Here is a 21,513-nt window from a genome sequence, read left to right as displayed (position 1 = left end):
GATTCATGGGTTCGATGAAGGAAATCTTCAACAGCCTCCTCCTCAAGGAGTTGTTGAAAGGCATGGCGGTCACGGGTAAATATTTCTTTGCCCGCAAAATCACCGTTCAGTATCCTGAAGAGAAGACACCGCAGAGTTTCCGTTTCCGCGGTCTGCATGCGCTGCGTCGCTATCCGAATGGTGAAGAGCGGTGCATCGCCTGCAAGCTGTGCGAAGCAATTTGCCCGGCTCTGGCGATTACGATCGAAGCTGAACCGCGCGACGACGGCTCACGCCGTACCACCCGCTACGACATCGATCTGACCAAATGCATTTTCTGCGGCTTCTGCGAAGAGGCTTGTCCGGTCGATGCGGTGGTCGAGACCCGGGTATTCGAATATCACGGCGAAAAGCGTGGTGATCTCTATTACACCAAGCAAATGCTGCTGGCCAACGGTGACCGTTACGAGGCGCAGATCGCCGAAGATCGCCAACTTGACGCACCTTACCGATAACAGGCACTAGCGATGGATTTTCAAACCCTGGTTTTCTTCTTCCTGTCAGCGATTCTGATTGTTGCCAGCCTGCGCGTGATCACCGCGCGGAACCCGGTGCACGCTGCATTGCACCTGATTCTCGCTTTCTTTACCTGCGGCGGCATCTGGGCATTGCTGCAAGCCGAGTTTCTGGCCATTGCGCTGATTCTGGTTTATGTCGGCGCGGTGATGGTGTTGTTCCTCTTCGTCGTGATGATGCTCGACATCAACATGGATCGAATTCGCCAAGGCTTCTGGAACTATCTTCCTTTAGGGGCCGTGCTGGGTGTACTGATGGTTCTGGAAATGGGTCTGGTGCTGGGCAGCAAGTATTTTCAGGTGCCCGCAGCAGAGGCCATGACACCGGCCGGTATTTCCAATACCAAGGAAATCGGTCGCTTGATGTTCAGCGAATATGTCTATCCCTTCGAACTGGCATCGATCATCCTGCTGGTCGGCATGATCGCGGCAATTGTTCTGACCTACCGCGGTCCGAAGAAATCAAAGTACACCAATCCGAATGAGCAGGTCTTCGTCAAGGCGAAGGATCGTATCCGCGTCCTGCAAATGCCGGTTGAAAAAGACTGAACCCCGGGGCACCAATGCTTACTCTTTCACTTTCGCACTTCCTGATTTTGGGCGCGATCCTCTTCGCGATCAGCGTGGTCGGTATATTCCTGAACCGGAAAAACCTGCTCGTGCTACTGATGGCTATCGAGTTGATGCTGCTTGCGGTCAATATGAACTTCGTGGCGTTCTCCCATTACCTGCAGGACTTGTCCGGCCAGATCTTCGTCTTCTTCATCCTGACGGTTGCCGCTGCTGAATCGGCAATCGGTCTGGCCATTCTGATCGTGCTGTTCCGCAACCTCAAGAGCATCCATGTGGATGACCTGGGCAGCCTGAAGGGTTAAACATGGAAATGCAAAAACTCTACCTGCTCGTGCCCCTTGCGCCGTTGATCGGCGCAATGATCGCCGGCCTCTTCTGCCGCGTCATCCCGCGCTGGGTTGCCCATACGGCTACCATCGCCGGCGTGGCCATTGCCTTCGTCACCTCCCTGGTCATCTTCCAGGACGTCCAGGCCGGTCATACCTTCAACGGTACCGTCTATACCTGGCTGACCAGTGGCGACTACAAGTTCGAAGTCGGCTTTCTGATCGACACGCTGACCACCACGATGATGCTGGTCGTCACCTTCGTGTCGTTGATGGTGCACATCTACACCATCGGTTACATGCAGGAAGACCCGGGCTACAACCGTTTCTTCAGCTACATCTCGTTGTTCACCTTCTCCATGCTGATGCTGGTGATGGCCAACAACTTCATGCAGCTCTTCTTCGGCTGGGAGGCCGTCGGTCTTGTCTCCTACCTGCTGATCGGTTTCTGGTACACCCGCCCGACGGCGATTTTCGCCAACATGAAGGCTTTCCTGGTCAACCGCGTCGGTGACTTCGGCTTCATTCTCGGTATCGGTCTGGTCCTGGCTTATTTCGGCTCGCTCGATTATGCGACGGTATTCGCCAAGGCTCCCGAGTTGGCGAATGCGAGCATCGCGCTGTTCGGCCAAGGCTCCAGCGTGTCGCTGATGACTGCTACCTGTATCTGCCTGTTCATCGGCGCCATGGGCAAGTCGGCCCAGGTACCGTTGCACGTCTGGCTGCCCGATTCGATGGAAGGCCCGACCCCGATCTCCGCGCTGATTCACGCGGCGACGATGGTGACCGCCGGCATCTTCATGGTAGCCCGGATGTCGCCGCTGTTCGAACTGTCAACCACGGCGCTCTCCTTCGTCATCGTGATTGGCGCGATTACCGCATTGTTCATGGGTTTCCTCGGCATCATCCAGAATGATATCAAGCGGGTTGTCGCTTATTCGACGCTCTCCCAGCTGGGTTACATGACGGTCGCGCTCGGCGCATCGGCATATTCGGTGGCGATATTCCATCTGATGACCCATGCCTTCTTCAAGGCACTACTCTTCCTCGCTGCCGGCTCGGTAATCATCGGGATGCATCACGATCAGGACATCCGCAACATGGGCGGCCTGCGCAAGTACATGCCGATTACCTGGATTACCTCGCTGATCGGTTCGCTGGCTTTGATCGGTACGCCTTTCATGGCCGGGTTCTATTCCAAGGACTCGATCATTGATGTGGTGAAGCTCTCCAATATTCCCGGCTCCGGTTTCGCTTACTTTGCGGTGTTGGCTGGCGTTTTTGTCACAGCCTTCTATTCCTTCCGGATGTACTTCCTGGTTTTCCACGGCGAAGAACGGTTCGGCAAGGCGGCGCATGATCACCACGGCGATCATGACGACGAAGAAACTTCGCAGGATCATCATCACGGTCTGGCCCCCGGCCAGAAGCCGCATGAGACCCCATGGGTCATTACCTTGCCGCTTGTTTTGCTGGCCATTCCGTCTGTGGTTATTGGCTACCTGGCAATCGGTCCGATGCTGGCCGGCGATTACTTCAAGGGCGTTATTCATGTCGATAACGTGGCCCATCCGGCTCTCAGCACCTTCCTTGAGGAATTCCACAGCGCCGCGGCAATGGGCGTCCATGCTCTCACCGGGCTGCCCCTCTACCTTGCTCTGGCCGGCGTGGTGTTGTCCTGGTTCTTCTACATGAAGCGTCCGGATATTCCGGCAGCTATCCAGCGCCGGTTCTCGGCTATCAACACGCTGCTTGAGAATAAATACTACTTCGACAAGATCAATGAGTTCGTCCTGGCCGGTGGTTCGCGTGTCCTCGGGAAAGCGTTGTGGCGGGGTGGCGATGTCGCCGTAATTGACGGATTCGTTGTCAATGGATCCGCCAAGCTTGTCAGCTGGATTGCCTCAATAACCCGTCTGTTCCAGACCGGTTATGTCTATCACTACGCTTTCACCATGATCATCGGCGTCTTTGTGCTGATGACCCTGTGGATCAACCGCGCCTAGCGTGAATAGTTCGCAGAAAAGCAAGGAATAACATGTCGACTTACCCGCTGCTATCTTTCGCCATCTGGATTCCGATCGTCGCCGGTGTGGCGGTGCTCGCCACCGGATCTGACCGGAATGCACCACTGGCAAGGATGCTTGCCCTGTTTGGTGCGATTGTCAGTTTTCTCGTCACCATCCCGTTGTGGACCAGCTTCGACGTCGCCAATGGCGGCATGCAGTTCGTCGAATTGAAGAGCTGGATTCCCCGCTTCAACATCAATTACCACCTCGGCGTCGATGGCATCTCGATGCTCTTCGTCCTGCTCAACGCCTTCATCACCATCATCGTCGTTGCGGCCGGCTGGGAAGTCATCAAGCAGAAGGTTGCCCAGTACAACGCGGCATTCCTGATCATGTCCGGCCTGATGAACGGTATTTTTGCCTCGGTTGATGGCGTGCTGTTCTATGTTTTCTTCGAGGCCTCGCTGATTCCGCTCTATCTGATCATCGGTGTCTGGGGGGGGCCGAACCGGGTTTATGCCGCATTCAAGTTCTTCCTTTACACGCTGTTCGGTTCGCTGCTGCTGCTGCTGTCGCTGATGTATCTGTTCATCCATTCCGGTGGCAGCTTCTCGATTCTTGAATGGCACAAGCTGCCGATCGAACTGGGACCGCAGATCTGGCTTTTCCTTGCCTTCCTGATTGCTTTCGCGGTCAAGGTGCCGATGTGGCCGGTCCATACCTGGTTGCCGGATGCCCACGTCGAAGCGCCGACCGGCGGCTCGATCGTGCTGGCAGCCATCGCTCTGAAGCTCGGTGCCTACGGTTTCCTGCGGTTTTCGCTGCCGATCGCTCCGGATGCCTCGCACGAATTGTCCGGGCTGGTCGTTGCGCTGTCGCTGATCGCCGTTGTCTATATCGGCTTCGTCGCGCTGGTCCAGGAAGACATGAAGAAGCTGGTGGCCTATTCCTCGATCGCCCACATGGGCTTCGTGACCCTGGGCTTCTTCATGTTCAGCTCGATGGGTATCGAAGGCGCCTTGGTTCAGATGGTCTCCCACGGCTTTGTCTCCGGCGCGATGTTCTTCTGTATCGGCGTCATGTACGACCGTCTCCACAGCCGGCAGATCGCCGATTACGGCGGTGTGGTCAACACCATGCCGAAGTTCGCCGCACTGTTCATGCTGTTTTCCATGGCCAACGCCGGTTTGCCGGCCACCTCCGGCTTCGTCGGCGAGTTCATGATTATTCTCGGTGCCGTCAAGTTCAACTTCTGGGTGGCCTTTGCAGCCGCGACATCGCTGATCATCGGTGCGGCTTATACGCTCTGGATGTACAAGCGCGTGATTTTCGGCGATGTGGCCAACGACCACGTGGCGGAACTGACCGACATCAACAAGCGCGAGTTCGCCATTCTTGGCGTGCTGGCCATCTGTACCCTGTGGATGGGTCTGTACCCGCAACCATTCACTGAAGTTATGCACGCCTCGGTCAACGACCTGCTGCGTCACGTTGCCATCAGCAAGATTCAATAAACGGTAGCCGACATGTTCGAGAATTTCGTTGTCCCTGATCTCCTGCCCGCCGCTCCGGAAATGTTTCTGGCAGCGATGGCCCTGGCCATTCTGATGATTGATCTCCTGGTCAAGGACAGTCGGCGCACCGTTACGTTTGCGCTGACTCAACTGACCCTGATTGGCTGCGCCGCCATTCAGTTCGGGACCAGTACCGGCGAAATCGTCTATACGTTCAGCAACATGTTCGTGGACGATTTGATGGCGGATCTGTTGAAGCTGTTCCTCTACATGACCGTGGTGATCGTGCTGTTCTACTCCCGGACCTACGTCATCGACCGCGAGTCGATGAACAAGGGCGAGTACTACGTGCTGACGCTGCTTGCCACGCTCGGCATGATGGTCATGATTTCGGCCAACCACTTCCTGACGATCTACATCGGTCTCGAACTTCTTTCGCTGTCGCTCTATGCGATGGTGGCAATGAACCGTGACTCGGTGGCCTCGACCGAGGCGGCCATGAAGTATTTTGTTCTTGGCGCCTTGGCCTCCGGCCTGCTGCTGTACGGCATGTCGATGATCTACGGGGCGACCGGCACGCTGGAAATCACCGCCATCGCCGAACGTCTGTATGGCGGCGGGGTTAACAAGACCGTGCTGGTTTTCGGTCTGGTCTTCCTGGTTTCCGGTCTGGCCTTCAAGCTCGGCGTGGTGCCGTTCCACATGTGGATTCCCGACGTCTACCACGGTGCGCCGACTTCTGTGACGCTGCTGATCGGCTCGGCCCCGAAGCTGGCGGCTTTCGCCATCGTCATGCGTTTGCTGGTCAATGGCCTGATCACCATGGCGGCCGACTGGCAGGCCATGCTGATCATCCTGTCGGTGTTGTCGATGGCCATCGGTAATCTGGCGGCCATCGCCCAGACCAACCTGAAGCGGATGCTCGCGTATTCGGCGATTTCCCACATGGGCTTCATGCTGCTCGGCATCACCACCGGCGTGGTCAGTGGCGACGCGCGCTATGCCCTCAATGCCTACAGTTCGGCGATGTTCTACGTGATCGCCTATGTGCTGATGAGCATGGGTACCTTCGGCATGATCCTGCTGATGGCCAAGGCCGGTTTCGAAGCCGACAACCTCGATGATTTCCGTGGTCTGAACAAGCGCAGCCCGTGGTTTGCCGGCATCATGCTGATGCTGATGTTCTCGATGGCCGGGGTGCCGTTCTTCATCGGTTTCTTCGCCAAGTTCTCGGTGCTGCAGGCCGTGGTCGCCGCCGACTACATGTGGCTGGCCATCGTCGCCGTCTTCTTCTCGCTGATCGGCGCCTTCTACTACCTGCGTGTCGTCAAGCTGATGTACTTCGACGCTCCGGTCGACGAAACGCCACTGACCGCTGGTTTGGATATGCGCATCCTGATTTCGGTCAACGGCCTGGCGGTCGCCTTCCTCGGCATCTTCCCGCAGGTCATCATGTCGCTGTGTGCCTACGCGCTGCTGCGTTCGCTCTGATGCAAGGCTGAACCATCGTTTGTAAACGCCCCGCTGGCCGGGGCGTTTTGCTTTTCGGAGATTGATATGTCGCACGACGCCCACCTGATTGAATCGGAGATTTCCAGCACCACGGTTTTTAAAGGCGCCCTGCTCGAGGTGCGCAAGGATAAGGTTCTGTTGCCGAATGGCAAGGAGTCGATCCGCGAATACATCGTGCATCCCGGCGCTGTGGTGGTGTTGGCCTTCCTGGAAAATGGCAACCTGCTTTTCGAACGGCAGTTTCGCTACCCGCTACGCCGGGTGTTCCTTGAATTGCCGGCCGGAAAAATCGATCCGGGCGAAGCGATCATCGATACGGCGCGCCGCGAATTGCTTGAAGAGACGGGCTATACGGCCAGCGAATGGGAGTATCTCGGGGTAATGCACCCGTGCATCGGCTATTCCGACGAACGGATCGAGATATTCAGTGCCCGCGGCCTGCATCTGGCCGGCGAAAAGCAACTCGATCACAACGAATTTCTCGAAGTGGTCGAACTGTCGCCGGAGGCAGCCAGGCAGGCGGTGTGGAGCGGCCAGATTACCGACGCGAAGACCGTCACCGCCTTGTTCTGGCTCGCCCGGCCTTGATTTCGGGCGAACGCGCCGGGGCGCCGCCGCGGCGCTGATCAGCCGACGCTGCGGGTGGCGAGCACCTCGTCCACCCGGTTCTTCTCCATATCCATGATTTCGAAATGCCAGCCGGCCCAGTCGAACGATTCGGTTTTCTTGGGAATCCGCCCGAGGTGAACGATGATGAAACCGCCGACCGTGTGGTAGTTGCCGAGATCCTCTTCCGGCAACTCCTTGATGCCGAGTAGCACCTTCATCTCGTCGATGGCCAGCAAGCCGTCGAGTAACCAGCTACCATCGGTTCGCTGAAGCGCCAGAGGCGTTTCGACCGCGCCGGAAAGAACGTCGCCGACCACCGTGCCCATCAGGTCGGAGAGGGTCACCAGCCCTTCGGTAACACCGAATTCGTTGGCGACCAGCGCCGATCGGGTCTGCTTTTCCTTGAAGAACTCGAGCAGGCCGATCAGCGACAGCGTCCCGGGAACATAGTGCGGCGGCATCGGCGACAGCTTGCCGAAATCGAGATTGTTGCCGTTCAGCAGTTCCTGCAGCAATTCCCGGCTTTTGACAAAACCCAGCGCGTTCGATATCCCACCCTTGCACAGCAGAAAACGCGACACCGGGCGTTGTTGCAGCACTTTCAGGTTCTCTTCGCGCGGCAGGCTCAAGTCGAGGCAGGCGATGGCCGCCGCCGGGGTCATGATGCCGGCGACGCAGCGGTTATCCAGGCGAAAGACGTTGCCGAGAATTTCGCTCTCGGTCTGGTCGAGATTGCCTTCCTTGCGTCCGGCTTCGATCAGGAAACGGATTTCGTCGGAGGCGGTGGCCTCGGCGCTGCCTTTAAAGGGAAACAGCTGGAGTACCCAGTCGGCCGTTTTGGAAACGACAATGACCAGCGGGTGGGCGAGCTTGAGCAACAAGGTGATCAGGCCGGCCAGCGACTCGGCAAGGGCTTCCGGATGGGCCAGGGCCAGGCGCTTCGGGATTACTTCGCCGAAGACGATGGAAAAGAAAGTGATCACGGTGACGACCAAACCCAGCGCAATCGCGTAGGCCAGGCTATCTGCGACCGGCAGGGCCTCGCCAATCGAGGCCTGCAGGCGGGGCACCCAGAGCGCTTCGCCATAGACGCCGGAGAGCATGGCAAGAGCGGTGATGCCGAGCTGCGTGGTGGCCAACAGACGGCTGGCATGCTGGCGAAATCCGAGTACCGCCGCGGCTGCCGTCGAACCCTGTTCGGCGCGCATGGCGAGATGGGAAATGCGGCTGGCGCCGACGGCCATTTCAGCCATGGCCAGCACACCGCAACTGAGGATCAGTGCGACCAGAATCCAGATTTCCATACGGGCTTTCCTTCCGTCGATCGGGCCGGGGCGGAGCCATTGCCGGGTTGCGCCTCGCTCATCTCATTCTACCGGCAACGGAGGCGCCCGTTCTACCTCGACAGGCTGCGCATGGCCTGTTCCAGGCCGTCGATGGTCAGCGGAAACATCCGTTTGCCGATCAATTGCTGAACCATCTGTATCGACGGCGTGTAACTCCAGTCGGCTTCCGGCAAGGGATTGAGCCAGGCGGCGTGGGCCCAGGTGGCGAGCAGGCGTTCCAGCCAGAGCGCGCCGGCCTCCTCGTTCCAGTGCTCGACGCTGCCGCCGGGGTAGGAAATTTCGTAAGGGCTCATGCTGGCATCGCCGACGAAAATCAGTTTGTAGTCGGGGCCGTAGGTGTGAATGACATCCCAGGTCGACAGTTTTTCATCATGGCGCCGCCGGTTGTCTTTCCACACGCCTTCATAGACGCAGTTGTGGAAGTAGAAATGTTCCAGGTGCTTGAACTCGCTGCGGGCGGCCGAGAACAGCTCCTCGCAGGCCGCGATGTGGTCATCCATCGAGCCGCCGATATCGAGGAAGAGGAGGACCTTGATGGCGTTGTGGCGCTCGGGGCGCAACTGCAGGTCGAGCCAGCCGCCGTTGCGGGCGGTACCGGCGATGGTGCCGTCGAGATCGAGTTCGGTGGCGGCGCCTTTGCGCGCGAAACGGCGGAGCCGGCGCAAGGCGACCTTGATGTTGCGCACGCCGAGATCGACCGTATCGTCGAGATTGCGGAACTCGCGCTGCTCCCAGACCTTGATCGCCGTGCGGTTGCCGACCGACTCGCCGCCGATGCGCACGCCTTCCGGGTGGTAGCCGCCATGGCCGAACGGCGAGGTGCCGCCGGTGCCGATCCACTTGCTGCCGCCGGCATGGCGTTCCTTCTGCTCGGCCAGCCGCTGCTGCAATTGCTCGAACAGCTTCTCGTAACCGAGCTTCTCCAGCCGGGCCCGGTCTTCCTCCGACAGATGGCGGCGGGCCGCCAGTTCCAGCCATTCTTCCGGGATCGTCGCGGCGAAGCCGGGCAGGGCCTCGATGCCATGAAAGTACTCGCCGAAGGCCCGGTCGAAGCGGTCGTACAAGGCCTCGTCCTTGACCAGGATGGCCCGCGACAGCAGGTAGAAGTCGTCCAGGCTGCCGCTGACCAGCCGTGCTTGCAGCGCTTCGAGCAGGGCCAGCAGCTCGTTGGTCGATACCGGCAACTGCCGGTTCTTCAGATGCAGGAAGAAATCGACCAGCATTCAGCTCTTGCGGCGTGCCATGAAGGCCAGGCGCTCGAACAGATGGACGTCCTGTTCGTTCTTGAGCAGCGCGCCGTGCAGCGGCGGAATAGCATCCTTCGCTTCCTTGGCGCGCAGCGCCTCGGGCGGGATGTCCTCGGCCAGCAGCAGTTTCAGCCAGTCGATCAATTCGCTGGTCGACGGTTTCTTCTTCAGGCCGGGCACCTCGCGCAACTCGAAGAAGACTTCCAGGGCCTCCTTCAACAACTCGTGCTTGAGGGTCGGAAAATGGACGCCGACGATGCGCTGCATCGTCGTCCGGTCGGGGAACTTGATGTAGTGGAAGAAGCAGCGGCGCAGGAAGGCGTCGGGCAGCTCCTTCTCATTGTTCGAGGTGATGATGATCAACGGCCGATGCCTGGCCTTGATCGTCCGGTGCAGCTCGTAGCAGTGGAACTCCATGCGGTCGAGTTCGCGCAGCAGGTCGTTGGGAAACTCGATGTCGGCCTTGTCTATTTCATCGATCAGCACCACCGACGGCTGATCGCATTCAAAGGCCTGCCACAGCACGCCATGCACGATGTAATGGCCGATGTCCTCGACACGCGGATCGCCGAGCTGCGAGTCGCGCAGCCGCGATACTGCATCGTATTCGTAGAGCCCCTGCTGGGCCTTGGTGGTCGATTTGATGTGCCACTGGAAGAGCGGCATGCCGAGCACGCTGGCCACTTCTTCGGCGAGCAGCGTCTTGCCGGTGCCCGGCTCGCCCTTGATCAGCAGCGGCCGCTGCAGCACCATCGCGGCATTGACCGCCATCGTCAGGTCGCCGGTGGCGACGTAAGTGTCCGTACCTTCAAATTTCATCAATGCCTACCCCGGAAAAAGCCCACCGGCCGTCGGCGGGAGCCTGCATCTTATCAGCAGCAAATCTCTGATTCCCGCGCCCCGCTTTGGTTTCTACGAAACCTCGGGAAGGTCACGCAGATCGGCCAAGGGGTTGACCCCGTAAACGTCGGAGAGCAGATGCGCCACCAGTTTGCCGGCAGCCTGCTGCGCCGTCGCCAGGTGGCCATCGCGCTTGAGTGCCTGGAAGCGTTCCAGCATCGGGAAACGCTCGGCCGAGGTGGCGCGGATTTCCGCCTGCATGTCGGTATCGACGACGCCCGGCGCCACGCTGCAGATCTTGAGGTTCGCCCAGCCGTCCAGCGCTACCGCGCGGGCGTGCTGGTCGAGGGCGGCCTTGGTTGCGCAATAGACGCTCCAGCCAGGGTAGCGGTATGGGCTGCACCACTCTTAGACGGAGGAAAGGTGCACGGCAAGGACCATGACGGATGCCGCGTGCCTGCCGATCAGAAGCGCTTCGTCTTTGTCATGTACACCTAACCGGCCTGAACTTCCTTGTCGGCCAGTGCTTTCTCGATCCGCTGGTCGGGAATTAGCCAGATCAGTGCCACCAGTACGTACAGGCCTTGCGCCAACGATGGCGACCAGAAGGCCAGGAGTACGGCGACGGCGTAGGCGGTCGGGGAAGCTTTCCCTTTCCAGTCGCTGCCCAAGGCCATCTTCAGTAAAGAACTGTCGCCCTGAGAAGCGATGATGGTGCGCTGGAGCATTCGATAGGCCAGTGCCGCCATGAACAGCACCACGCCGTAGACAGCCGAAGGCATTGCGGCGAAGTGGTTCTCCCCCATCCAGTCGGTGACGAAGGGGAACAGCGATAGCCAGAACAACAGGTGCAGGTTGGCCCAGAGGATAGGCCCGGTAACACCACGCGCCGTATGCAGCATGTGGTGATGGTTATTCCAGTAGATGCCGACGTAGACGAAACTCAGGACATAACTGAAAAACACCGGAATCAACGGAGCCAGAGCTTCGATCTCCTCGCCATGCGGCACTTTCAACTCAAGCACCATGATGGTGATGATGATGGCCAGTACGCCATCGCTGAATGCTTCCAAACGCCCCTTGCCCATCATCCACTCCCTTTATTCGCCGGCCGCGTTGTCGCAGAGACCGCGCCGGCGATGATTGGTGCCCGCCAAGAATGTCGAATGCTATCTGCTCAGGCGGCCGGTTCCTGCAGGCTGTGCCGTTTCAGTCGCCGGCCCACCTGTTCCATGCTGTTGAGCACGGCCTCCAGCTCCCGACTCATCGGGGTCAACGAGTATTCGACCTGGGGCGGATTGCTGGGCAGGACTTGCCGCTCAAGCAGGCCGTGTTGCTGCATGACGCGCAGGCGATTGGTCAGCACCTTGGTGGATACCCGCGTCAGATCGCGGCGCAAATCGCCAAAGCGGCGTGGGCCGGCGCGAAGGAACCACAGAATCTGGACGGTCCACGCCCCGGCCAGCAGGCTGAGTACATCCTCTAGTGGGCAGTCGTGGGGTAGCGGGGGTTGGGTTGCGGGTTTGGGTCGTAAGGGCATGATCGATGGCTAATAGTTACCGGGAGGAACCTACTTTTTAAAAAAATTCATGCAACTAGACTTCCGACTCGCACTCACAACGAGTGTTCCATTCGCAAAGGAAAAAATTATGCCTCGCGCCACCCCGACCCCCGGAGCAAGCCTGCTGAACCCGACCAATCATCTGCTGATCATGATCGATCATCAGTCGCAGATGGCCTTTGCCACCAAGTCGATCGACCCGATCACGCTGCGCAACAACGCCGCGCTGGTCGCCAAGGCAGCACACGAATTCAAGGTTCCCACCATTCTCACTACAGTCGCGGAAAAATCCTTTTCCGGCCCGATGTTCGATGAAATCAAATCGGTCTTCCCCGACGCCAAGGTCATCGACCGGACGACGATGAACACCTGGGAAGACGCGCGGATTGCCGAGCGCGTCAATCAGATCGACAAGGCCAAGGTGGTGATTGCCGGCCTATGGACATCGGTCTGTATCGTCGGCCCGACGCTGTCGGCGCTCGATCAGGATTTCGAGGTCTATGTCATCGCCGATGCCTGTGGCGATGTCTCGGACGAAGCCCATCAACGTGCGATGGAACGCATGATCCAGGCCGGCGTCCGGCCGATGACGGCGCTGCAGTACCTGCTCGAGCTGCAGCGCGACTGGGCGCGCGGCGAGACCTACGACCAGACGGTTGCCACCTCGATTGCCCATGGCGGCGGCTATGGCCTCGGCCTGATCTACGCCAAGTCGATGTTTGGCGGCGGCGAAGGCCATTGACCGCCGCGCGTCATCGTATCGCCACGTCCTGACCACAAATCACCTGTCGAGGTTGCCATGATTACCCTGCGCAAGAGTTCCGACCGCGGCCAAGCCGACCACGGCTGGCTGCACAGCCAGCACAGCTTTTCCTTTGCCGATTATTACGATCCGCAGCAGATGGGCTGGGGGCCGCTTCGCGTCATCAACGAGGATCGTGTCGAGCCCGGCCAGGGGTTCGGCACGCATGGCCACCGTGACATGGAGATCATCAGCTATGTGCTGGATGGCGAGTTGTCGCACAAGGACAGCATGGGCAACGGGACGGTGATCCGCCCCGGCGATGTGCAGCGGATGAGCGCCGGCACCGGCGTCCAGCACAGCGAATTCAACCCTTCATCGGGCTCGCCGGTGCACTTTCTCCAGATCTGGATCGAGCCGGCGGCCCGTGGCATCGCGCCGAGCTACGAGCAGAAGTTTTTCGCGCCGGATGACAAGCGTGGCCAGCTGCGTCTGGTCGCCTCGCGGGATGGGCGGGCCGGCAGCGTCACCGTGCATCGCGACGCCGATCTCTATGCCAGTCTGCTGGCTCCCGACGAACAGGTAGGTCACCAGCTTGCTGCCGGTCGCATCGCCTACCTGCATGTGGTGCATGGCGCGGTCCGCGTCAATGGCGTGCGACTCGAAACCGGCGATGCCGCCAAGATCGAGGCCGAGCAGGAGCTGGTGATCGCTGCCGAAGCCGACTCGGAAGTGCTGTTGTTCGATCTGGATCATGCCGTTTGAGGTCCGACGGCCGTCAAACCCGACACTGGAGGCAGCATGGCGAATATCAGCAACGATGCGGTGCAAGCCGATCTCATTCTCCACAATGGCCGGATCGCCACCAACGATCCGCAGCAGCCTTTCGTTGCCGCGCTGGCCATCCGCGAGGGCTTGATCCAGGCGATAGGCGATGATGGCGAAATCATCGGTCATCGCGGCCCGCTGACCCGGGTCGTCGATCTCGGTCGGCGCACGGTAATCCCCGGACTCAACGACTCGCATTTGCACCTGATCCGCGGTGGCCTCAACTACAACCTGGAGCTGCGCTGGGACGGCGTCCCTTCACTCTCCCTGGCCTTGCAGATGCTTCGCGAGCAGGCCCGGCGTACGCCGCCGGGACAATGGGTCCGCGTCGTCGGCGGGTGGAGCGAATTCCAGTTTGCCGAACGCCGCCTGCCCACCCTCGACGAACTCAACGCCGCGGCGCCGGACACCCCCGTCTTCATCCTGCATCTCTATTGCCAGGCCATGCTCAACCAGGCAGCGCTGCGCGCCATCGGCTACACCAGCGATACCCACGATCCACCGGGTGGCATGATCGCCCGCGACAAGGCCGGTCATCCGACCGGGCTGTTGCTCGCCAAGCCGAATGCGATGATCCTCTATGCGACGCTGGCCAAGGGGCCGAAACTGCCGCTCGAGCACCAGATCAACTCGACCCGGCACTTCCTGCGCGAACTGAGCCGGCTCGGCGTCACCAGTTGCATCGATGCCGGCGGCGGCTTCCAGAACTATCCGGACGATTATCAGGTAGTCGACGAACTGGATCGGCAAGGCGCATTGACGGTGCGTATCGCCTACAACCTGTTCACCCAGAAACCCAAGGAAGAGAAACAGGATTTCGCACGCTGGATGAAGATGACCGCGCCCGGCGCCGGCAGCGATTTCTATCGGAACAACGGTGCCGGCGAGATGCTGGTTTTTTCCGCTGCCGACTTCGAGGATTTTCTCGAGCCGCGTCCCGACCTGCCGGCCACCATGGAAGGCGAGCTCGCCGAGGTTGTCGGCCTGCTCGCCGCGAACAACTGGCCGTTCCGACTGCACGCCACCTATGACGAATCGATCAGCCGTTTTCTCGATGTGCTGGAGACAGTGCACCGCGACGTGCCGATCGACCGCCTTGGCTGGTTCTTCGATCACGCCGAGACGATCAGCGATCGCAATATCGAGCGCGTCAGCGCCCTCGGTGGCGGCATCGCTGTGCAGCACCGGATGGCCTTTCAGGGCGAGTACTTTGTCCAACGCTATGGCGCCAAGGCGGCTGAACGCACGCCGCCCATCCGCCGCATGCTCGAAATGGGCGTCCCCGTCGGCGCCGGCACCGATGCCACCCGCGTCGCCAGCTACAACCCCTTCGCCGCGCTCTACTGGCTGGTCAGCGGTCGGACCAGCGGCGGCCTCGCGCTGTATCCGGCCAGCAATCGCTTGAGTCGGGAAGAAGCGCTCCGCCTGTACACCGTTGGCAGCGCCGGCTTCTCCGGCGAGGCGGACAAGAAAGGGCGCCTGACGGTCGGCCAGTTTGCCGATCTTTGCGTGCTTACGGCCGACTACTTCAGCGTCCCGGAAAGCGAAATCAAGGCGCTGGAATCGGTTTTGACCATCGTCGGTGGTAAGCCGGTTTACGCCACGCAGGAATTCCAGCGACTCGATCCGCCGGCTTTGCCGGTTTTGCCGGAGTGGTCGCCAGTCGCCCGTTTTGGTGGCTACGGCGCCCCGCTCATGCCGCATCACGCCAACGCCTTGGCGTCAGCGCCGCCATGCCAGGCCCATCGGCACGGACCTCTGCATCAGCATGACGGGCTCGGCGGCTGCATGTGCTGGGCATTTTGAACGGGCTCGGAAAGCAAACCATGAGCAACGAACAAACCGCAACGCCCGGGCGCGGCGCAGCACCGGACACCAGCGTTACCCTGCTGATCCAGCAAAGCGTTCGGCCCGACGCCATCGCCCGTTACGAGCAATGGTTGCGCACTATCGCCGCCAAGGCCGCCGAATATCCCGGGCACCAGGGCGTGCATATCATCCGCCCGTCAGCCGGCAACAACGAATATTCGATCCTGATTCGCTTTGCCAGCGGCGTCGATGCCGAGCGCTGGACTAGTTCGGCCGACCGCCGCAACCTGCTGGCCGAGATCGCCGATGCCTTCGAGCGTGACGACCAGTTTCGCATCCAGCCCGGCATCGAATTCTGGTTCACGCCACCATTCCCGGCGCAGAAAAAGCCGGCGCCGTGGAAGCAGTGGCTGATTACCACCTCGGTAATCTGGCCGCTGACCATGCTGATTCCTCCGCTTTTCACACCAGTGTTCGCAACCGTGCCGGTCTTGGGGGCATGGGGGATAAGCCATGGCATCGTCGCCGCAACCATCGTCGCGTTGGTTGTCTTTCTGATCATGCCGCGTTACGTGCGACTTGTTTCTCGCTGGCTATTCGAGTCGTGAAGCTTGTTGCACTGCTGATGGGAACGGCGATTGACACAAATATTCACTTTGCCGACTCATGAAAAATGAGTAGCAGTTGCATGAAGGAATCAGGTCCAAAAGACTGACCAAGGCAAACCGAAAATTTCCGACAAGGCCACAGCATATAACCGATGGCTTTTTTGTGCTCAAGGGGAGTCCACTGCAAGTAAGTCCTAGCCTGACGATTTCCAGCGTGATGCCTATCCTCGGATATATTCTTCCTTCGGGGATAGGCCGTTTGTTTGTTCAATGATTAAGGGGCGCCGATATCTGGACTGGGTTCAAGGATGATCATAGCCTCTCCGTCGCGGATCCATATTGAATAGACAGTGAGCGTCACCAACTGTCTAACCCAATGAAATGAGGGGCAAATACGAATAAAGGTTGCGCCTTCGAATCCACTCCGCATCTAAAATACTCAGTGCTTATTATTAGTACGAATCAGGGGGCATGATGAGTGAGGATGAACTAAAACTTGAACGTGAAAAGTTAGAGTTGGAACGGTTCAAGGCTATTGCAGAACAAAGACGGTTTATTCTTGGTTCCGTTGTAGTTGCCCTGATTACCGTTTTCGCTTCGCACACCATTCAAAGTCGGGAAGTCGCAGTTAAAGAGCGCGAATCGGAAAGGTTAGAAATTGAGCAGCTAGGGAAGTATATTGACCATGCGCTGTCAGAAAACGTCGCTACGCGGGAACGATTTGCGCGGTACTTCTGGCGAGTCTCGAGATCAAAAGACTTGAAGCAGGGGTGGGAAAACTATTTAGGGGACGTGCTTGTTGAAAAGAAGAAGGTCGAAGCTAATGTCATCGATTTGCTCGCAGCCCAAGCTGACCTAGCAAGGCAAGAGCTGAGTGACTCGATTCATCGAGCACAGCTTCGGGAGCTGAAGGAAAAACTACGTAAAGCCGAAGCTCAATTGGAAGTGAATCGTATTGCTCCAAGTGCCCAACTTTCGTCACATGGTCAGATCATCAGGGGAGAGGCGCTGGGAGGAACCGGAGTCGGGGTGGCATCTGGGACTGCAAATTTGACTACCGGTAGTGAAAGTCGTTAGTCAGAATTTATCAATGTACTCGGCCCGTCCTGCCGAGCTCGCATGCTTCTTAAAGGCCTCTAGTCCTCAAGCTTGAGCGGCCCTTGGCCGGAATAGCGATCGAGTGCCAGATAGATGACCGGGGTGATGATCAGCGTGATCAGCTGCGAGAACAGCAGTCCGCCGACGACCGACAGCCCGAGCGGTTGGCGCAGTTCGGCGCCGGCGCCCAGGCCGAGGGCGATCGGCATGGCGCCCATCAGGGCGGCCGAGGTGGTCATCATGATCGGCCGGAAGCGCAGCAGGCAGGCGGTGCGAATGGCCTCACGCGCCGCCATGCCGTGATTGCGCTGGGCGTCGAGGGCGAAGTCGATCATCATGATGGCGTTCTTCTTGACGATGCCGATCAGCATCAGGATGCCGATCATCGCGATGATCGACATCTCCATATTGAACAGCCAGAGCATCACCAGGGCGCCGACGGCGGCCGAGGGCAGGCCGGCGAGGATGGTCAGCGGGTGGATGTAACTCTCGTAGAGCACGCCGAGCAGTACGTAGATGACCAGCAGCGCGGCGACGATCAGCACGATCTGGCTGGCTTGCGAGGACTGGAAGGCCGCCGCGTCGCCGCCATAACTGGTGAGGATGCTGGCCGGGAAGTTGAGCTCCTGCTTGTAGCGCTCGATCTGCTGGCTGGCATCGCCGAGCGCCGCGCCCGGCGCCAGATTGAAGCTGAGCGTCAGGGCTTCGAGCTGGCCGGAGTGGTTGATCGAAATCGGGCCGACCTCGCGTTCAACCGTCGCCACGCTGGAGAGCGGCACCAGGGCGCCGCCCTTGGCCCGGATGAAGATCTTGCCGAAGGCGCTTTCGTCGGCACGATCGGCCGCGCTCAACTGCATGATCACCTGGTAGCTGTCGCTGGAGGTGTAGATCGTCGACACCTGGCGCTCGCCGAAGGCGCTGTAGAGCGCGGTGCGGATGTCGGCAATCTGCAGGCCGAGCAGATTGGCCTTGTCGCGGTCGATGTTGAGCCGCGCCTGCAGGCCTTTGAGTTGCGCGTCGGTAGTCACGTCGCGAAACAGCGGGTCGTCGCGCAGTCTGGCCGACAGGCCGTCGGCAGCGAGCCGTAGATCCTCGGCGCGCACGCTGCGCATGACGTACTGGTAGCGGCTCTTGCTCGGTCGCCCGCCCAGGCGCAGATTCTGGATCGGGTTGATGAACACGGTGGCGCCCGGGATCGCCTTCATTTCCTTGCGCAGGCTCTCGACCACCTTGTCGATATGCGGCCGCTCGCTGCGCGGCTTGAGGCTCATGAACAGGCGGCCGCTGTTGCTGTCGCTGGCATTGACGATCAAGGTGTCGACCGCCGGGTTGGCCCGGATCACCTCGCCGGTCCGCTGCAGCAGTTCGGTCATCGCCGGGAAGGAAATGTCCTCGACGGCTTCGACGGTGATCAGTGCCTGGCCGATGTCCTCGTTCGGGAAAAAGCCCTTGGGCAGCAGCGCGAACAGCGCCCAGGTGGCGACCAGGGTGGCCACGGCCAGCCCGAGTACCGTGCGGTTGTGGCGCAGCGACCAGTCGAGGGCGCCTTCGTATAAGGCCAGCAGCCGCTCGAAACCCCGTTCGAACCAGGCCGTCCAGCGCATGCCGGGGCCTTCGGCCGCTTCGTGCTTGACGTAGCGGCTGGCCAGCATCGGGATCAGGGTCAGCGAGACGACCGCCGAGACCATCACCGCGATGCCGACGACGGCGGCAAACTCGTGAAAGAGCAGGCCGATGACGCCGGGCATGAAGAAGATCGGAATGAAGACGGCCACCAGCGACAGCGAAATCGAGATGATGGTGAAGCTCATCTCGCGCGAGCCGGCCAGCGCCGCCTGCAAAGGCGGTTCGCCGTTCTCGATATGGCGGACGATGTTCTCCAGCATGACGATAGCGTCATCGACCACCAGGCCGACGGCCAGCGTGATGGCGAGCAGCGAGATGTTGTCGAGGCTGAAGCCGAATGCCCGCATCAAGGCCACCGTGCCGAGCAGCGAAATCGGCAGCGACAGCGCCGGAATCAACGTCGCGCTGGCTTTGCGCAGGAACAGGAAGATCACCAGCACGACCAGGGCGATGGTGATTGCCAGGGTGAGCTGGACATCGTGGATCGAGTCGCGGATCGACTGCGAGCGGTCGTTGCGCAACTTGAGTTCGATCGATCCCGGCATCTGGGCGAGCAAGCCGGGCATCGCTGCCCGAATGGCATCGACCGTGCTCACCGTGTTGGCGCCCGGCTGGCGCATCACCGACAGCGTGATGGCGCGTTCGCCATTGGCCCAACTGGCGGTCTTCACCGATTCGACGCTGTCTTCGACTTCGGCGATGTCGGCCAGGCGGACCGGACGGCCATCCGGCGAGGTGCTGACGATCAGCTTGGCAAAAGCCGCCGCGTTGTTGAGCTGGCGATTGGCCTGGATGGTCAGCGTCTGGCGCGGCCCGTCGAGGGTGCCGACCGGGGAATTGGCATTGGCGTTGCGCAGCGCGCCGGCGATGTCGTCGAGCGTTAGATTGCGGGCGGCCAGGGCGTCGGCATTGAGCGCGACGCGCACGGCGAATTTCTTCTGGCCGTTGATATTCACCTGGGCGACACCGGGCAGCGTGGACAGGGTCGGGGCAATCAGCAGGTCGGCAAAGCTGTTCAGCTCGGATAGCGCCATCGACTGCGAGGTCAACGACAGGAAGATGATCGGCGAGTCGGCCGGGTTGACCTTGCGATAAGCCGGCGGCGTGGTCATCTCGACCGGCAGCGAGCGCTGCGCCCGGAGCAGCGCGGCCTGGACGTCGATCGAGGCGCTGTCGATGCTGCGGTCCTGGTCGAACTCCAGCGTGATCGCGGTATTGCCGAGGGTCGAGGTCGAGTTGATCACGGCCAGACCGGAAATCGTCGAGAACTGCCGTTCGAGCGGCGTCGCCACCGACGAGGCCATGGTTTCCGGGCTGGCGCCGGGCAGCACGGCGGTGACCGAAATGGTCGGCGAGTCGTAGCTCGGCAGCGCGGCAATCGGGATGCTGCCATAGGCGATGATGCCGCCGACGATGGCCGATGCCGACAGCAGCACCGTCATGATCGGCCGCCGGATGCAGAGTTCGGAGAGATTCACGGCTTGCTCCGCGCGCCTGGCGCCGGGGTCGTGCCCGCCTCGCGGACCAGGCTGCCGGCGCGCAGGTTCTGGGCGCCTTCGAGGACGACCCGGGTGCCCGCCGCGACGCCTTCGACGACCGCCTGGCCATCCTGGATCAGCCGGACGCGGATCGGCGTCGAGACGACCTTGCCGCCCTCGCCGATGACATAAAGAAACTTCTTCTCCGGGCCGGTCTGCACCGCCTGGGCCGGAACCGTCAGGGCCGCCTTGAGGATGCGCGGCGACAGGGCGACGGTGACGAACATGCCCGGCCACAGGCGACCGTCGGCGTTGGCGAAACCGGCCTTGAGGCGGATCGTGCCGCTGGCGGTATCGACGCTGTTATCGACGAAGACCAGTCGCCCCGCGCGCTGCTCCTCGCCGCCTTCCTCGAGTTGCGCGCTGACCGTCAGGCCGCCGCTCGCCAGCGCCTTTTGCAGCGCCGGCAATTCGCGCTCGGGCAAGGTGAAAGCGACATTGATCGGATCGATCTGGGTGATGCTGACCAGGCCCATGCCGGTCGATTGAACCAGACTGCCCGGATAGACTGTGATGGCGCCGGTGCGCCCGGCGATGGGGGCGACGATCTCGCCGTAGCCGCGGCCGACGCGACTGCCATCGATGGCCGCCTGATCGGCCGCGACCTGGGCGCGCAAACTGGCGACCTGGTTCTGCACGACATCGAAGGCGGATGGCGAGATGTAATTGCGCTCGAGCAGTTCGCGTTGCCGGCGCAGGTTGTTCTCGGCATTGGTCAAATCGGCCCGGCTCTTGGCGAGCTGCGCTTCGGTCTGCCGGAGATTGGCGTCCTCGGTCCGCACATCGAGCGAAAACAGCCGCTCGCCCTGGCGGACGTACTGCCCTTCCTTGATATGCACGGCTTTGATCGTGGCGTTGATCCGCGGGCGCACGTCGACCGACTGCAGCGCGGTCACCGTGCCCTTGGCGCTCAGGCGGACCGGGATATCGGCTACCGCGACCAGCGTGCTCGTTACCGATACGACGCCGGGCCCAGCGGGCTTCGGCGCTTCGCCGCGCAGGCGCCAGAACCAGAAGGCCGCGCCGCCGACCAGCAAGCTCACGACAACTACGGCAATCCGGCCACGCTTGCCGCCTTCTTTTGCCACCTGCTGCAGGGGAACCAACGCCATTACCGATCCTCGATTGAGCCAGCCGCGAATTATCGAGCATTTGGGCCGGGAAACGCCCGGC

General features: G+C 60.5%; 19 protein-coding genes and 1 pseudogene. 12 read left to right on the top strand and 8 right to left on the bottom strand.

The annotated features are described in order from the left end of the window. Positions 1 to 5 precede the first annotated feature (5 nt). The 7 genes from nuoI to ACLIKD_RS14110 all read left to right on the top strand — a co-directional run bounded on the left by nuoI (position 6) and on the right by ACLIKD_RS14110 (position 7,076). A complete protein-coding gene (gene nuoI / locus ACLIKD_RS14140; protein ID WP_226416884.1) occupies positions 6 to 494 on the top strand; it encodes an NADH-quinone oxidoreductase subunit NuoI in 489 nt (162 codons plus the stop codon). A gap of 12 nt (positions 495 to 506) precedes the next feature. Next, entirely contained in the window at positions 507 to 1,103 is a 597-nt protein-coding gene (locus ACLIKD_RS14135) for an NADH-quinone oxidoreductase subunit J (protein ID WP_226416883.1), read from the top strand. Between the two features lie 14 nt (positions 1,104 to 1,117). Next, positions 1,118 to 1,429 (top strand): NADH-quinone oxidoreductase subunit NuoK, encoded by a 312-nt coding sequence (gene nuoK, locus ACLIKD_RS14130; protein ID WP_011286724.1) that lies wholly within the window; start codon positions 1,118 to 1,120, stop codon positions 1,427 to 1,429. A 2-nt stretch (positions 1,430 to 1,431) separates the two neighbouring features. Continuing rightward, positions 1,432 to 3,459 (top strand): NADH-quinone oxidoreductase subunit L, encoded by a 2,028-nt coding sequence (nuoL, locus tag ACLIKD_RS14125; protein WP_428825575.1) that lies wholly within the window; start codon positions 1,432 to 1,434, stop codon positions 3,457 to 3,459. A gap of 32 nt (positions 3,460 to 3,491) precedes the next feature. Further along, the gene (locus ACLIKD_RS14120) at positions 3,492 to 4,976 is read left to right on the top strand and encodes an NADH-quinone oxidoreductase subunit M (protein ID WP_428825574.1); all 1,485 of its coding nucleotides are present in this window, start codon (positions 3,492 to 3,494) and stop codon (positions 4,974 to 4,976) included. 12 nt (positions 4,977 to 4,988) lie between these two features. After that, positions 4,989 to 6,467 carry an NADH-quinone oxidoreductase subunit NuoN gene (nuoN, locus tag ACLIKD_RS14115; protein WP_428825573.1) on the top strand — a complete coding sequence of 493 codons (1,479 nt, stop codon included), beginning with the start codon at positions 4,989 to 4,991 and terminating at the stop codon, positions 6,465 to 6,467. 66 nt (positions 6,468 to 6,533) lie between these two features. Continuing rightward, positions 6,534 to 7,076: an NUDIX domain-containing protein gene (locus tag ACLIKD_RS14110; protein WP_428825572.1), complete on the top strand. Its 543-nt coding sequence runs from the start codon at positions 6,534 to 6,536 to the stop codon at positions 7,074 to 7,076. 38 nt (positions 7,077 to 7,114) lie between these two features. On the opposite strand, the gene ACLIKD_RS14105 is transcribed toward ACLIKD_RS14110, so the two are convergent. From ACLIKD_RS14105 to ACLIKD_RS14080, 6 genes and pseudogenes are all read right to left on the bottom strand, one after another. Next, a complete protein-coding gene (locus ACLIKD_RS14105) occupies positions 7,115 to 8,401 on the bottom strand; it encodes a hemolysin family protein (RefSeq protein WP_428825571.1) in 1,287 nt (428 codons plus the stop codon). 92 nt (positions 8,402 to 8,493) lie between these two features. Next, entirely contained in the window at positions 8,494 to 9,666 is a 1,173-nt protein-coding gene (locus tag ACLIKD_RS14100; RefSeq protein ID WP_428825570.1) for a vWA domain-containing protein, read from the bottom strand. Further along, positions 9,667 to 10,509, bottom strand: coding sequence for an AAA family ATPase (locus tag ACLIKD_RS14095; protein WP_428825569.1), 843 nt, complete (start codon positions 10,507 to 10,509; stop codon positions 9,667 to 9,669). 93 nt (positions 10,510 to 10,602) lie between these two features. After that, positions 10,603 to 10,863: pseudogene (locus ACLIKD_RS14090) on the bottom strand (SDR family oxidoreductase); the annotation flags it as partial. Between the two features lie 161 nt (positions 10,864 to 11,024). Beyond that, complete coding sequence (locus ACLIKD_RS14085; protein WP_428825568.1) at positions 11,025 to 11,603, bottom strand: TMEM175 family protein; 579 nt, start codon at positions 11,601 to 11,603, stop codon at positions 11,025 to 11,027. Positions 11,604 to 11,707: 104 nt separating this feature from the next. Next, a complete protein-coding gene (locus tag ACLIKD_RS14080) occupies positions 11,708 to 12,070 on the bottom strand; it encodes a winged helix-turn-helix transcriptional regulator (RefSeq protein ID WP_428825567.1) in 363 nt (120 codons plus the stop codon). 109 nt (positions 12,071 to 12,179) lie between these two features. Here ACLIKD_RS14080 and ACLIKD_RS14075 point away from each other — a divergent pair, with 109 nt between their 5' ends. The 5 genes from ACLIKD_RS14075 to ACLIKD_RS14055 all read left to right on the top strand — a co-directional run bounded on the left by ACLIKD_RS14075 (position 12,180) and on the right by ACLIKD_RS14055 (position 17,155). After that, entirely contained in the window at positions 12,180 to 12,833 is a 654-nt protein-coding gene (locus ACLIKD_RS14075; protein ID WP_226416871.1) for a hydrolase, read from the top strand. A 57-nt stretch (positions 12,834 to 12,890) separates the two neighbouring features. After that, positions 12,891 to 13,598, top strand: a complete 708-nt coding sequence (locus tag ACLIKD_RS14070; RefSeq protein WP_428825566.1) for a pirin family protein — start codon at positions 12,891 to 12,893, stop codon at positions 13,596 to 13,598. 36 nt (positions 13,599 to 13,634) lie between these two features. After that, complete coding sequence (locus ACLIKD_RS14065; protein WP_428825565.1) at positions 13,635 to 15,467, top strand: amidohydrolase; 1,833 nt, start codon at positions 13,635 to 13,637, stop codon at positions 15,465 to 15,467. Between the two features lie 20 nt (positions 15,468 to 15,487). After that, complete coding sequence (locus tag ACLIKD_RS14060; protein WP_428825564.1) at positions 15,488 to 16,078, top strand: antibiotic biosynthesis monooxygenase; 591 nt, start codon at positions 15,488 to 15,490, stop codon at positions 16,076 to 16,078. A gap of 471 nt (positions 16,079 to 16,549) precedes the next feature. Beyond that, positions 16,550 to 17,155 (top strand): hypothetical protein, encoded by a 606-nt coding sequence (locus tag ACLIKD_RS14055; protein WP_428825563.1) that lies wholly within the window; start codon positions 16,550 to 16,552, stop codon positions 17,153 to 17,155. A gap of 59 nt (positions 17,156 to 17,214) precedes the next feature. Here ACLIKD_RS14055 and ACLIKD_RS14050 read toward each other — a convergent pair whose 3' ends face one another. Together ACLIKD_RS14050 and ACLIKD_RS14045 are read right to left on the bottom strand one after the other, a co-directional pair. Continuing rightward, entirely contained in the window at positions 17,215 to 20,280 is a 3,066-nt protein-coding gene (locus ACLIKD_RS14050) for an efflux RND transporter permease subunit (RefSeq protein ID WP_428825562.1), read from the bottom strand. Further along, positions 20,277 to 21,452 carry an efflux RND transporter periplasmic adaptor subunit gene (locus ACLIKD_RS14045; protein ID WP_428825561.1) on the bottom strand — a complete coding sequence of 392 codons (1,176 nt, stop codon included), beginning with the start codon at positions 21,450 to 21,452 and terminating at the stop codon, positions 20,277 to 20,279. The genes ACLIKD_RS14050 and ACLIKD_RS14045 overlap by 4 nt, the downstream gene beginning before the upstream one ends. Positions 21,453 to 21,513: the final 61 nt, after the last annotated feature.

The sequence above is a fragment of the Azonexus sp. IMCC34842 genome (assembly GCF_050368855.1).
GTDB classification, from domain to species: domain Bacteria; phylum Pseudomonadota; class Gammaproteobacteria; order Burkholderiales; family Rhodocyclaceae; genus Azonexus; species Azonexus denitrificans_A.
This window is presented reverse-complemented; position numbering and strand designations above follow the sequence as displayed.